A 13,136-nucleotide genomic window follows, 5' to 3' on the forward strand; every position below is an offset into this window, starting at 1 on the left:
GGGTAGTGCTCAGCGGTTCCGCTGCGAAGAGTGGGCCCATGGCGGACGCCGTGTTCGCGGTGATCAGCGAGCAAACGTAGGCTAGTCGGGATGAGTTCTTCTGCGTTTCAGCCCCCGATGGCCCCCGGAGTCACACCCCCAGCGCTACCCGGGTGGATGGCTTCGCTGGATGAATCGGCCATCCGCAAGCACTACGGCAAGGGCCACTTCGAGCGTGGCAAGCGGTATGCGCAGGACCCGAGTCGGGTGCAGGACCTGCACTATTCGGGCAATTGCCTCAGCGGACTGGTGCAGGGCACGAGGAAGACGCCGTACCGCACGAGCATCTATTTCACCGGCAGGCCCGGCCGGATGTCATGGACCGACACCTGCACCTGCCCGGTGAGCTACGGCTGCAAGCACGCCGTCGCACTGCTTCTCACTGCGCGCCGGCTCGCCACCGAAGGCGGTGTCGGGCACAGACTGACCGCTTGGGAGAAAGTTCTCTCGAAGGTGGTGCCCGTCTCCGAGAACACCGGTGACAGGGAACTCGCCCTTCAGTTCGACCGACCGGCCGGGCTGTTGGGCTTCAACCGCGGGGCGTCCTGGCGGATCAAGGTGCTTCGTTCGGGCCGTGAGGGCGGCTGGCAGCACGCTCCGGTGAACTGGTCGGACATCACCGCCCCGCACGACAGGCTGTCCACCCATCCCGAGCAACGCGCTGCACTACGCGAACTCACCCAGCTGAGCCGCGGCGGCTCGTCGTACTCCAGCGACCTGTTCATCGAGACGATGCCCTCGGAGCTGTGGGACGTACTCGCTCGCGCCAAGGCTGCCGGCGTCACGATGCTGCACAAGATCGGCGAATCCTCCTGGGCCCCAGCTCATGTCGACGAAACGCCGTCGTCGTTGGGCATCGACCTGGTCGCCGCACCGGCCGGCGATGGCTACCGGCTGCGCACCGTCATCATCGGGCCCGACGGCCCCCAGCCCTACCGTCCTGCATGGACGATGCTGGGCGGCCCGGTGCACGGCGTGCTGCGCGAAGAACCGCGCGGCGCGATCAGGTTGACGCCCTTCGTGCACAGCCTCGACGAATCGGTGCAGGCCATGCTCTCGGAGTCGGCGGATCTGGACCTCCCCGCCGAGGACCTGCCACGCTTCCTCGGGCTCTACGCACCGGTGCTGCGCACCAGGCTCGCCCTGAGCTCGAGCGACTCCAGCGTCGACACGGAGATGCAGCCCAAACTGCATCCCTGGATGCGGGTGCAGTTCATCTCCAACGACCGGGCGACGGTGCTCGTCGGCACGGCGATGGAAGCCGGTGGGAAGATCACCCGGCTCGGCCCGGGAGAGAACGCCCCCGGGCCCCACGATGAGCTGCTCTCCGCACGGGTGGCAAAGCTGCGCTCCCTGATCGGCGATCAGGACAGGGCCGACCTCGCTGGGCGCGCACTGCTGGGCTTCGTCTCCAACGACCTGCCCGAGGTGGAAACCGATGGCGTCACCCTGGTCGACGTGGTGGGCACCCGTCCGTCCTTCGTGGAGCTCACCGCGGCCCCTGAGGTGCGGCTGTCGATGCCGGACGAGGGCGACCCGGACGACGAGGACGAGGCAGTGACCACCGCTGCCGAGGAAGCTCAGCTGGGACGCCCCACTGACTGGTTCGACCTCGACATCGACGTGCGTGTTGGTGGCGTGCAGGTTCCTGTGCGCGAGCTGCTCCAGGCACTCATCGCAGGCAAGGACTATGTGGTGCTCGACTCGGGCGAATGGCTGAACCTGGACCAGCCCGCACTCAACCCGCTGCGCACCCTGCTGGACGAGACCGCAGCGCAGGTGGACGCCGGCGAGGGCCACATCGGCATCTCGCGCTGGCAGGTGGGCCTGTGGGAGGAGTTGCAGAACAGCGGCGTCATCGCAGAGCAGTCGGCGCGCTGGCAGCGCTCCGTGGCGGCGCTGGTGGACATGGAGTCCACGCCGCGCCCGTCACTTCCCAAGGGTGTGAATGCCACCCTGCGTGACTACCAGAATGACGGCTTCCAGTGGCTCAATGCCTTGTGGGAGGCGAGACTGGGCGGGATTCTGGCCGACGACATGGGGCTCGGCAAGACCCTGCAGACGCTGTGCCTGGTGGAGCACCTCAATGAAACCGGCCAGTTGCACGGGCCGGTACTGGTCATCGCGCCCACCTCCGTGATGGGTGCGTGGCGCGAGGAGGCGGCGCGCTTCTGCCCTGATCTGAGAGTGGCCACCATCGAGCAGACCTCATCGAAGTCCGGCATGAGCGTGCAGCAGGCGATCGGTGACGCGCAGCTGGTCGTCACCTCGTACACACTGGTGCGTCTGGACGCCGACGACTTCCGCTCCATGGTGTGGAGCGCCGTGGTGCTCGACGAGGCGCAGTTCGTGAAGAACTACAAGGCGAAGACCTACGGCGTGATCCGCGAGCTGCGCGCCAAGCTGCGGCTGGCCATCACCGGCACGCCGCTGGAGAACTCGCTGATGGACCTGTGGTCGCTGCTGTCGATCGCAGCCCCGGGCGTCTTCCCCAATCCGGGTGTTTTCGCCAATGACTACGTCAAACCTGTGGAGTCCGGCAAGCACCCGGAGCTGCTGGAGCAGCTGAAGATGCGGGTGCGTCCGCTCGTGCTGCGCCGCACCAAGAGCCAGGTGGCCGGCGAACTGCCGCCCAAGCAGGAGTTCCTGCTGCCGGTGGTGCTGGAACCGGAGCACCGCAAGATCTACGACCGCCAGCTGCACAGCGAGCGGCTGCGCACGATGGGCCTGTTCGACGACGCCAGCCGGCACCGCATCGAGATCCTGGCCGCACTCACCCGGCTGCGGCAGATGAGCCTGCATCCGGGGCTGGTCGACGACAAGTACAAGGACATCGAATCGGCCAAGATCGAATCGCTGGTGGAACACCTTCAGGCAATCCGCGCCGAGGGCCATCGCGCTCTGGTGTTCAGCCAGTTCACGAGTTTCCTGCACCTGGTGCGCGACCGGTTGAGCGCCGAGAAGATCGATTGGGAGTACCTGGACGGACGCACCCGGCACCGCGAGGACAGGGTGCGCAAGTTCAAGGAGGGCGACGCGACGGCCTTCCTCATCTCGTTGAAGGCCGGCGGTTTCGGGCTGACCCTCACCGAGGCCGATTACGTCTTCGTGCTCGACCCCTGGTGGAATCCGGCGGCCGAGACCCAGGCCATCGACCGCACGCACCGCATCGGCCAGGACAAGCAGGTGATGGTCTACCGGATGGTCTGCGTCAACACCATCGAGGAAAAGGTGGTGGCCCTGCAGGAGCACAAGCGCGAACTGTTCGACCAGGTGCTCGGGGACGAGGCGCTCACCTCCGGAGCGATCTCCATGAACGACATCCGGGAGCTGCTGGCCTGAGAAGGCCAATCCGGGAGCTGCTGGCCTGAGAAGGCCAATCCGGGAGCTGCTGGTCTGGGAAGGCCAATCCTGGGGCGAGCAGACGGCGGAGGCCGCTCACGGCGTAGCGTTACGACGTGAGCACTCGTGTCTACATCGCCTCCCCTGACTGCGAGGCCGACCTGAACGCCGCTGCACGGGCCATCGTGCGGGCCCTTGCCTCGCAGGGCGGCGAGGTCACGGTCTTCAAACCCCTCACCGACGCTGCGAATACCGAAGAGCTCGTCGGCGCATCCTTCTCCGCCTTCAAGGCCGATCGCGCGGAGACCGAAACCCAGATCATCGCAGCCTTCGAAACCGTCCTGGTCGACGGCGGCGCGGCCGTGGCCATCGGCACCGACTACACCGGGGTCACCGCTCCGGTCGAACTCGGCATCAACGGGGATCTGGCCGCCGACCTGGCCCTTCCCGTCGTCCTCGCGGTGGACGCGGGCCGGGGCGCCGAACGCGCTGCCGGGGTCGCGGCCGCGGCCATCGAAGGACTGGACGCCCATCACGCGGTAGTCGTCGGCCTGTTGGCCACCGGCGCCGAGGACGCAGAGGCCGCCCGCACCGCCCTGGCCGGCCTCGGCCTTCCGGTCGCAGTGCTGGGCGACGACCTGACCCCGCTGCTCGCAGCCGCAGAGTCCACAGCAGTCCCGGTGCGCACCCCGGCACGCTTCAGCCACGAACTGATGGCTCGCGCGCAGAGCAATCTGCAGACCATCGTGCTGCCCGAGAGCGAGGACCCGCGCATCCTGGAGGCCGCATCCGTCGTCGCTGCCAGAGGCGTGGCACATGTGGTGCTGCTCGGCGAGAAGGACAAGGTGCTGGCCGATGCCGAGGCCCGGGGCTTCGACCTGACCGGCGTGGAGATCGTCTCCATGAACGACCCCGAGCGGCTGGAAAGCTACGCCGCGAAGTTCGCCGAACTGCGCGCCAAGAAGGGCGTCACCATCGAGCAGGCCCGCGAGGCCATGGCCGACGGAGCCTACTTCGGCACCATGATGGTCTACCTGGGCGAGGCCGACGGACTGGTCTCCGGCGCCAACCACACCACCGCCAACACCATCCGTCCGGCCCTGCAGTTCATCAAGACCCAGCCGGGCATGCGCACCGTCTCGGGCGCACTGCTGATGTCGCTGGCCGACCGGGTGTACGTCTTCGCCGACTGCGCCGTCACCCCGAATCCCACCCCCGAGCAGCTCGCCGACATCGCGATCTCGTCTGCCGGCACCGCCGAGATGTTCGGTGTCGCCCCGCGCGTGGCGATGCTGAGCTACTCCACCGGGACCAGCGGCAAGGGCCCCGACGTCGACCTGGTGCGCGAGGGCTACGAGCTGGCCACGACGAGGGCACCCGAGCTGAAACTCGCCGGTCCGATCCAGTTCGATGCCGCCATCGACCCGGTGGTCGGCGCGAAGAAGATGCCGGGCTCACCGGTGGCCGGGCAGGCCACGGTGTTCGTCTTCCCCGATCTCAACACCGGGAACAACACCTACAAGGCGGTTCAGCGCACCGCCGGGGCGATCGCCATAGGGCCGCTGCTGCAGGGTCTGAGGCGCCCGGTCAACGACCTGTCGCGCGGCGCGCTGGTGGAGGACATCGTCAACACAATTGTCATGACGGCAATCCAGGCCCAGGCGACGGACGGCGCCCTCGGCTGAGCCACGGCTGACTCCCGGGGAGGCCCGAGGAGCCGGCCGGGCGGGTGGCGGACCGTGGCGTCCACCACCCGCACAACCGCCGGTGCAAGATGACCGGGAAGAAGATGGCCGGGAAAGTCGCCCGGCCCGGCGGAACTCGCAGCCCACAAGACATCGTTGTCCGAAGGAAGGAGAGCCATGGCGAAGCACATTCTGGTCCTGAACTGCGGATCCAGCTCCATCAAGTACCAGCTCATCGACCCCGAGACCGAAGAAGTTCTCGCCAAGGGCCTGGGCGAGCGGATCGGCGAGCTCGAGGAGGGCATCGTCACCCATCAGGTGGGCGACGAGGAATGGTCCGTCAGGCCGCACCTGCCCGACCACACCACGGCATTGGCCGTCGTCTTCCACATGTTCGGCCAGCACGGCCCGTCGCTGCGGGATGTGGCCGCGGTGGCGCACCGCACCGTGCACGGCGGCGAGAAGTTCTCAGCACCCACGCTGATCACCGATGAGGTGATCAAGAAGATGCAGGACCTCATCCCGCTGGCACCGCTGCACAATCCCGCCGGCATCGACGGCATCCGGGCCGCCCGGTCGCTGCTGCCCGATGTGCCCCATGTCGGCATCTTCGACACGGCGTTCTTCGTGGACCTGCCGAGGGAGGCTGCCAGTTACGCCCTCAACAAGGATCTGGCGGCCCGCAACAAGATCCGGAAGTACGGCTTCCACGGCACCTCCCACCAGTACGTCTCGGGCATCGTGCCCCTCGCACTGGGCGTCGACCCGAAGACGCTGCGCCAGATCGTCTGCCATCTGGGCAATGGTGCCTCGGTGACGGCCATCGATGGCGGCAGGCCGATCGAGACGAGCATGGGCCTCACACCGCTGGCGGGCCTGGTGATGGGCACCCGCAGCGGCGATGTCGACCCTGGAATCTTCGCCTACCTGGGACGCACCGAGGGCTGGAACATCCACCGCATCGACACCGAACTCAACCTGAACTCCGGCATGGCCGGCATGACCGGTGTCAGCGACATGCGCGATGTCGAGGCACGCTTCGAGGCCGGCGACCAGGACGCCATCGACGGCATGAATGTGTACACCCACCGGCTGGCCTTCTACATCGCTGGTTATGCCAATCTGCTGGGCGGGGTGGAGGCCATCACCTTCACCGCCGGCGTCGGTGAGAACTCCGCCTTCGCGCGCCGGGAGATCTGCAACAAGCTCAAGGGCATCGGCGTCGTGCTCGACCCGGAGCGCAATGCGATCCGCGACCGCGCGCCGCATCTCATCTCTGCTGCCGAATCGGCGGTGAAGGTGCTTGTGGTGTGCACCAACGAGGAACTGGCGATGGCGAAGCAGACGGCGGAACTGCTCTCCCTGTAGAGCGGGCAGGCAACACGCCGGGGCCTGATCGCTGTAGGGCGAAGGATTGCCCGTCCCAGTCGCGGTGACGAATGCGACGGACGACGCGCTCTCGGATAGATTGGTCCTTATGGCTACTGCACTGGTCACCGGAGGCAGCAGCGGCATTGGCTACGCATTCGCCCGGAAACTCGCAGAGCGTGGGGATGAGCTCGTGCTGGTCGCCCGGCACGAGGATCGACTCCGAGCGGCGGCCGAGACCCTGCACACCACATATGGTGTGACCGTGGACACCGTGGTGGCCGATCTTTCGTCCCGGGACGACCTGCTGGCGGTGGAACGCATCTTCGCCGAACGGCCCATCGATGTGCTGGTGAACAATGCCGGTTTCGCCGCCCACGCGAAATTGCTCGACGAGGACTGGTCCAACCAGGCGAAGGCGCTGGACGTGATGTGCCTCGCGGTGCTCGTGCTCTCCGGTGCGGCCGCCCGCACCATGACATCGCGCGGTGTGGGACGGATCATCAACATCTCCTCGGTGAACGCCCTGATCGGCACCGACAACTACTCGGCCGTCAAGCGTTGGATGATCACCTACACGCAGGCGCTGGATCTGGAACTGGCAGGTACGGGAGTGCACGCCACCGTGGCGCTCCCCGGCTGGGTGAAGACGAATTTCCATCAGGCCGCCGGCTTGGATCGGCCGCACATCCCCGGCTGGTTGTGGGTGAGCCCGGAGGAGGTGGCCGAGAGCGTGCTGGCCGATGCGGACCGCGGCCAGGTACTGTGCGTCCCGACCACCCGCTGGAAGGTGGCGGCCTGGGTGCTGCGGCACGGGCCTGATGCGCTTGTGAAGTGTGTGTCGAATGCGGTGGCGTCTGGCCATCGTGAGAGGTCACAGAGGTAATGCAGTACGGCCTCAACAGTTGGCGGTACAAGTCGAGACTTGTCGCTCTGGCGCGCAACGGCGTCAAGCTGGGCATGCTCAAACCGGCTGTCGACTCGGCGATCAAGGTGCACAAGCACGGCTTGGAGCACCTCGATGGGGTCGAGTCGCCAGTCATCGTGAACAGCAATCACTGCGGGCACTTCGATGCGCCGCTGGTGATGCTCACCATGCCCAGGCGTCTCACGAACAAGCTGGCCACCGGCGCTGCCGCCGACTACTTCTTCGACACCTGGTACAAGGCGATCTTCACCGAGCTCATCGTCAATGCCTATCCGGTGAACCGCACCGGGAGCCGGAACTACCGGGGCCTGTCCGGCGAACTCCTGGAGGAAGGGATCTCGCTGCTGATCTTCGCCGAGGGAACACGCTCGCGGACCGGCGGCATGGGCCGCTTCAACCCCGGCTCGGCAGCACTCGCCATCTCGCACAATGTGCCCATCCTGCCGGTGGCGATGGTGGGCGCCTGGGCGGCCTGGCCGCCGAAACAGGCACGGTGGACGCCCGGGCGCCCCGATGTGCACGTGGTCTACGGCTCCCCGATGCGGGCGAACACCGGTGAGATCGCTCACGAGTTCAGCGAACGCGTGCGGCGCAAGATCATCGAGCTGCACGATTCCACCGCCCGTGCCTACCACATGCCCACGCAGGCCGAGATGATGCATCTGGCCGCCATCGAGAGCGCGAAGCGCCAGTTGCCCGGGCACCGCCACAAGGAGCATTGAGCACCTCGGAGCCGATTTCAGCAGCCTGTCACGGTGAGACGCACGGCCTGGACGTCCATTCTCCGCACTCCTCGGACCTGGCTCCTGGGAGTGAATGGGGACGCATGTGCTGACTTCGACACGCAGCTGCGCATCCACCGGCGACGAGCAGTGCACACGCATGCGGATTCGCGAAGCTCCGGTCTTCCCAGATGCGGTGGTACCGTCGAACGCATGCGTACAGACCGGGCCACCGCCATGCGAGTGGTGCATCCGGCTGTACATCCTTGGTGCCTTTACTGACCGAGCCCGCAGCGGTGCCGTCTTCGGTGAGCGTTGGCAAGACCTTGTCTCTGCCGTGCGCAACGCATCAGTCGGCCAGCTCCGGAAACCGTCCCACTCTTTCGTCCGGGAGGACAGCACATGTCAACCCAGCCCATACCCATTTCTGAGACCGAGGGCCCACTGCTGGATCCACGCGGCCCCCGATTCGCTGCTGGTATCAACTCCCTGCTGCTCATCACGGCCATCGCGCTGGGCCCGGGCTGGAGTTTCATCCCCCTGGTGATCCAGCTCCTGGCGTTCGCGTCCGGCGCCGTCCTCGGGATGCGTTTCCAGCCCTGGGGACGCATCTACCGTGTGCTGGTGGCTCCCCGCCTGGCGCCTCCGACGAAGATGGAGGACGACCGGCCGCCGCGGTTCGCACAGTGCATGGGCCTGGGATTCACCGTGCTCGGGGCGCTCGGCACGCTCTTCTCGCTACCGATGCTGTTCTACGTGGCCGTCGGCCTGGTCCTGCTCGCATCGCTGCTCAATGTGCTGTTCGACTTCTGCATGGGTTGCCAGACCTATCTGCTGGGCAAGCGCCTGTTCGGCAAGCAGACCTCACCGGGCATCGCCCTCAGGTGAGTGCCTGACCAGATCACTGCCCAGACACTCACGAACGCCCCGGTCGTGCCGCGCGCCGGTGCAAAGGCCCCCTCGGTAGGGTGAAGGCCATGCCCGGCACGACGCGCTCTTCTGACACGATTCGTGCTTCTCGTCAGGAGCCCTCCCCCCGGGTGGTGGCGGTTGTCGTCGCATGGAATCGGCGCGAGCTGCTGCAGCGCTGCCTCGACGGCATCGGGACCCAACGCCGGCCCGCAGATGTGGTGCTCGTGGTGGACAATGCCTCCACAGATGGGTCCGGCGACCTTGCCGCTGGTCACCCGATCGTGGACGAGATCATCTCGATGCCGGTCAACACCGGTGGCGCGGGGGGTTTCACAGCGGGGATCGCCGCTGCCGTCCAGCGCCATGGCGCGGATCTGGTGTGGATCATGGACGACGACACCGTTCCCACGCCCGGTTGCCTCGAAGTACTGCTGGACACCCGGGCGCTGTACCCCGGCAGGCTCGCCCTGCTGGCCAGCCGGGCCGACTGGATCGACGGCCGGGAGCATCCGATGAACACTCCGCGGACAAAGGTCGGCGCGACGCGAACGGAGCGTTCGCGAGCCACTGCCCTGGGCTGCCGGCCTATCCGGTCCTCGTCGTTCGTGTCCGTGCTGCTCGATGCGGGCGCTGTGAGGAACACGGGCCTACCGGTGGCCGACTACTTCCTGTGGAATGACGACTTCGAATACACGGCCCGGCTGCTGCGGCGCCGGCGTGGGCTCTATGTGCCTGCGGCGCGGGTGAGCCACCTCACGAAGGTGTTCGGTGACTCCGCTGCGGATCCCGGGCCGCGCTTCTACCAGGAGGTTCGCAACAAGACCTGGTTGTTCACGCGCTCCCCTGCGCTGAGCTGGTGGGAGAAACTCATCTACGGCGGCTCGACGCTTCGGCGCTGGGTACGCACGTTGGCCGCGTCGCGCAATCGTGGTGTGCTCGCCCGGGGACTGGCTCGTGGCCTCCGTGATGGCCTGCTGCGCCGACCGAGGCCGAATGCCGAGGTGCTGGCCGGCACCCCCGCCGCCGGTGATGTCGCCGCATTGGAGAGCGCACGGTGACCGGCTTCAGCGTGCTGCTGCCGGTATATGCCGGTGACGACCCCGCGTATTTCGCCCGTGCGTTGCGCTCGGTGAGCGCCGACCAGCTGCGTCGACCGGCTGAGATCGTCATCGTGCGCGACGGGCCGGTCCCGGCAAGCGTGGAGCGACTCATCGATGCTGCGCTGGCCGGTGAGCCGGTGGATGGCGTTCCGGTGGTCGCGGTGCGCATCGGCCACAATCGTGGGTTGGCCGGGGCATTGGCGGAGGGCCTCAAGGCATGCCGTCACGAGATCGTGGCAAGGGCCGATGCTGACGACATCTCGCTGCCGGGGCGCTTCGCCGCGCAACTTTCAGCGGTGACCGGTGAGGACGGCAGGAGGCCTCTGGATCTGCTGGGCGCTGCCATTCAGGAGTTCGAGACCGACGAGGAATCACCCGGAATCGTGCGTGTGCTCCCCGCCGAGGCCGACGAGATCCGCCAGGTGGCGCGCTTCCGCGATCCCTTCAATCACCCGACAGTGGTGTATCGCAGGAGCGCGGTGGCGGCCGCGGGCGGCTACCAGACCTTGGCGAAGATGGAGGACTACTGGCTCTTCGCACGGATGCTGCAGTCCGGCGCGCGGGTAGCGAATCTGACAGAGCCGCTGGTGCTGTACCGGGTGGGTGCCGGTGCCTACAGGCGTCGGGGCGGTGTCGAGATGCTCCACAGCGAGATTCGCCTGCAGCACGCCTTCATCGGCTCCGGATTCGTCAGCCGCGCCCAGGCAGCCCGCAATGTGGTGGTGCGCGGTGGGTACCGATTGGTTCCCACCGCGGTGCGGCAGCTGGCCTACCGGACGATGATGAGGCGGGCCGAGGAAATTAGCGGTCGATCGTCTTGAAGCGCCTTGGGGCTTACCTGTGATGAGAAAGGAGCTAGGTGTACCCGGCCATCAGGTTGATGGCCGGGTACACCTAGGCACGTGAGCCTCTATCTCGCCATCAGCAATCAGAAGGGCGGTGTCGGCAAGACCACCACCGCTGTGAACCTCGCACGAGCCGCCGTCACCGAGGGGCGTCGCACGTTGCCCATCGACCCCGGCCCGCAGAGCAACGCCACCATGACCGTCGCCAAAGATCCCCCAACCCCGAGGATGCCAGGGTCGCCGACGGGCTCAACGAGCATAACGAGGAAACCCTCGCCAGTGTCATCATCCCCGCGGCATGGGATGATGACACTGGCGTGGTGGTTTGATTCCAGGTCAGGAACCAAACCATCCCTACAAACCTAGTGGTAGCAATATAGATATCTCTACAGGTTTATTTGTGCACAAAATGAAATTCTTGTGCCCCATGTGGATCAAGTATCGAGTTGTCAGCCAATAATGTATTTTGCCCTATATATACCAGTAACTTTGAGGGTACAAGGGAGAGCATGTAAGACATCCCGTAGCTGGCACCATAGGCAGAAGCATCATCGCTGTACCCATCTTGTACATTCCTCGTATCAAAACTGGAGAGATCTAGACTTGATAGAGCGCTGTCAACATCGAAGAATCGTCTGAAGTCAGTAACGTGACTTGTATCTATATTTGTTAACCCACTAATCATGGTGCAATTACTTAAATTGCTGAGAAACGATACCATTGATCCGCTTAGTACCAGATGCCCCGTGATATCAACCTCAGCTATTTTAGCATCGTAGCTAAACCAAGGAGCCGCTGATCCAGAATCAGTTGACGATTGATAGAACATAACGTTCGAAATCGTTCCTCCGGAAATCAGGAGTTTTTCATCGCCATCATTGGTACCTACAACTTTCCATATTGCTGTCCCGAGCTGTCCGCTTGCTAAAACATTCTCTGTGCTGGTGCCGGGTGGGTTGCCGTTGGTACAGAATTGCTGATTCCACAGTTGCCAGTCGTCGGTGGCGGTGGCGGACCAGTCGGCGAGGGTGAATCCCCAGATGCTGAGTTGGGCGAGGACCCCCATGTGGGCTTTCACACCGATGGTGACAGGGCAGTCCCAGCTGGGCTTTCCGTTTGTTGTGCTGGTGGTGATCGCTGCTGTCGCGTAGGGGCCGAACCCTGCGGTGATCCCGGCGATCCCGTATAGTTTCAGGGTTTCGTCGAAGTCGAGGGAGGCTTTGGCGCTGATCGAAGCGTCCACTGTGAGGGTGCTGGACTGGGTGCTGACCGGTGTGGTGTTGATCAGTTGGAAGTTGTTGTTGTCGTACAGGAACCCGTGGTCGGAGTGCACCTTGGTGGAGTCGTCCAGATTCAACGATGCGGCCCCGGTGGCCGACACGGTGGCCGACACGGTGCTGTCGGAGGTGATGACCACCGGCACCGGACCGATCTGGATGTCGAAGATCCGGCTGATCGAGGCGACCGGGAAGGTTTGTTTCACGCTGATCTGGCCGGAGGCGACCAGTTTCTTCTCAGACGAGACGAACGGGGTGACAGTGACCCCGGCGGTGTGCAGCCCGGCCCAGTCCACGTTCAACTTCACGTGGGCGCTGGCCCCCACGCTCCCCGTGATCGACGCGTCGACGCTGCCCTGCCCGGAGATTTGGGGTCCGCTGGGCGTCGCGGATGGTGACGGCCCGGACGTCGGTGACGGCGACGCGGCGGTCGGCAGGGAGAGTTTCTGCTCCCACGTGAACGTCTTCTGGAAGGTCGGGTCGGCGGCGCGGGACCGCTGCATGGTTTCGGTGGTCCCGTCGGCCGGGGTGAAACTGGCCGAGGTCTGGGTCATGTCCGCGTCGATGGGGGTGCTGGTGTGGGTGATGACGTCGGTGAGCTGGGCGGGCTCGGTTGCCAGGGTCGCCGACCCGTCAGCATGGGTGGTTACCGCATCGATCTTGGTGAGCAGACCCTGCGGGGTGGACGGGGTGATCCCGGCGACCACCACCTGCCCCGGAGTCAGAGAGGCCAGTTTCGTGCCTTGGGGGGCGGTGATGCTCGTAGGGGTCGACCCGGTCACCGCGGCCACATCTACCGCGGACGCGACGACCGCGTTCGGTGCCACCGTCACCTGGCCCTGGGCCGGGTCAGCCTGGTTGACGGGTTGGCTGGTTGACTTGAGTCGGTACAGGAAGGCGGCCATCGCATCCCGGTTG

At 65.6% G+C, this 13,136-nt stretch carries 9 protein-coding genes and 1 pseudogene; 9 read left to right on the forward strand and 1 reads right to left on the reverse strand.

Annotation, left to right across the window (positions count from 1 at the left end; all coding sequences use genetic code 11):
* The first annotated feature begins 90 nt into the window (after window positions 1-90).
* The 9 genes and pseudogenes from ABF648_RS06230 to ABF648_RS06270 form a co-directional block, all read left to right on the forward strand.
* Window positions 91-3,381 carry an SNF2-related protein gene (locus tag ABF648_RS06230; protein ID WP_415631431.1) on the forward strand — a complete coding sequence of 1,097 codons (3,291 nt, stop codon included), beginning with the start codon at window positions 91-93 and terminating at the stop codon, window positions 3,379-3,381.
* 116 nt (window positions 3,382-3,497) lie between these two features.
* Window positions 3,498-5,066, forward strand: a complete 1,569-nt coding sequence (pta, locus tag ABF648_RS06235; protein ID WP_415631432.1) for a phosphate acetyltransferase — start codon at window positions 3,498-3,500, stop codon at window positions 5,064-5,066.
* A gap of 177 nt (window positions 5,067-5,243) precedes the next feature.
* The gene (locus ABF648_RS06240; RefSeq protein ID WP_415631433.1) at window positions 5,244-6,434 is read left to right on the forward strand and encodes an acetate/propionate family kinase; all 1,191 of its coding nucleotides are present in this window, start codon (window positions 5,244-5,246) and stop codon (window positions 6,432-6,434) included.
* A 109-nt stretch (window positions 6,435-6,543) separates the two neighbouring features.
* Window positions 6,544-7,320 (forward strand): SDR family NAD(P)-dependent oxidoreductase, encoded by a 777-nt coding sequence (locus tag ABF648_RS06245; protein WP_415631434.1) that lies wholly within the window; start codon window positions 6,544-6,546, stop codon window positions 7,318-7,320.
* Window positions 7,320-8,084, forward strand: a complete 765-nt coding sequence (locus ABF648_RS06250) for a lysophospholipid acyltransferase family protein (RefSeq protein WP_415631435.1) — start codon at window positions 7,320-7,322, stop codon at window positions 8,082-8,084. The genes ABF648_RS06245 and ABF648_RS06250 overlap by 1 nt, the downstream gene beginning before the upstream one ends.
* Window positions 8,085-8,486: 402 nt before the next feature.
* Window positions 8,487-8,972 (forward strand): DUF4395 domain-containing protein, encoded by a 486-nt coding sequence (locus tag ABF648_RS06255; protein ID WP_415631436.1) that lies wholly within the window; start codon window positions 8,487-8,489, stop codon window positions 8,970-8,972.
* A gap of 89 nt (window positions 8,973-9,061) precedes the next feature.
* Window positions 9,062-10,054, forward strand: a complete 993-nt coding sequence (locus ABF648_RS06260) for a glycosyltransferase (RefSeq protein WP_415631437.1) — start codon at window positions 9,062-9,064, stop codon at window positions 10,052-10,054.
* Window positions 10,051-10,917 (forward strand): glycosyltransferase, encoded by an 867-nt coding sequence (locus ABF648_RS06265; RefSeq protein WP_415631438.1) that lies wholly within the window; start codon window positions 10,051-10,053, stop codon window positions 10,915-10,917. Before ABF648_RS06260 ends, ABF648_RS06265 begins: the two co-directional genes overlap by 4 nt.
* 81 nt (window positions 10,918-10,998) lie before the next feature.
* Window positions 10,999-11,139: pseudogene (locus tag ABF648_RS06270) on the forward strand (ParA family protein); the annotation flags it as partial.
* 196 nt (window positions 11,140-11,335) lie between these two features.
* Here the strand turns inward: ABF648_RS06270 and ABF648_RS06275 are convergent.
* The coding region (locus ABF648_RS06275; protein WP_415631439.1) for a hypothetical protein at window positions 11,336-13,136 on the reverse strand (1,801 nt) is incomplete at its 5' end.

Source organism: Propionibacterium sp., from assembly GCF_047719395.1.
Lineage (GTDB): Bacteria > Actinomycetota > Actinomycetes > Propionibacteriales > Propionibacteriaceae > Propionibacterium.

What these genes read in the sequence shown, in the direction of transcription:
- ABF648_RS06240 (WP_415631433.1), top strand. Translation starts at nt 5,244, where the DNA reads ATGGCGAAGCACATTCTGGTCCTGAACTGCGGATCCAGCTCCATCAAG.
- ABF648_RS06250 (WP_415631435.1), top strand. Translation starts at nt 7,320, where the DNA reads ATGCAGTACGGCCTCAACAGTTGGCGGTACAAGTCGAGACTTGTCGCT.
- ABF648_RS06255 (WP_415631436.1), top strand. Translation starts at nt 8,487, where the DNA reads ATGTCAACCCAGCCCATACCCATTTCTGAGACCGAGGGCCCACTGCTG.
- ABF648_RS06230 (WP_415631431.1), top strand. Translation starts at nt 91, where the DNA reads ATGAGTTCTTCTGCGTTTCAGCCCCCGATGGCCCCCGGAGTCACACCC.
- ABF648_RS06245 (WP_415631434.1), top strand. Translation starts at nt 6,544, where the DNA reads ATGGCTACTGCACTGGTCACCGGAGGCAGCAGCGGCATTGGCTACGCA.
- ABF648_RS06260 (WP_415631437.1), top strand. Translation starts at nt 9,062, where the DNA reads ATGCCCGGCACGACGCGCTCTTCTGACACGATTCGTGCTTCTCGTCAG.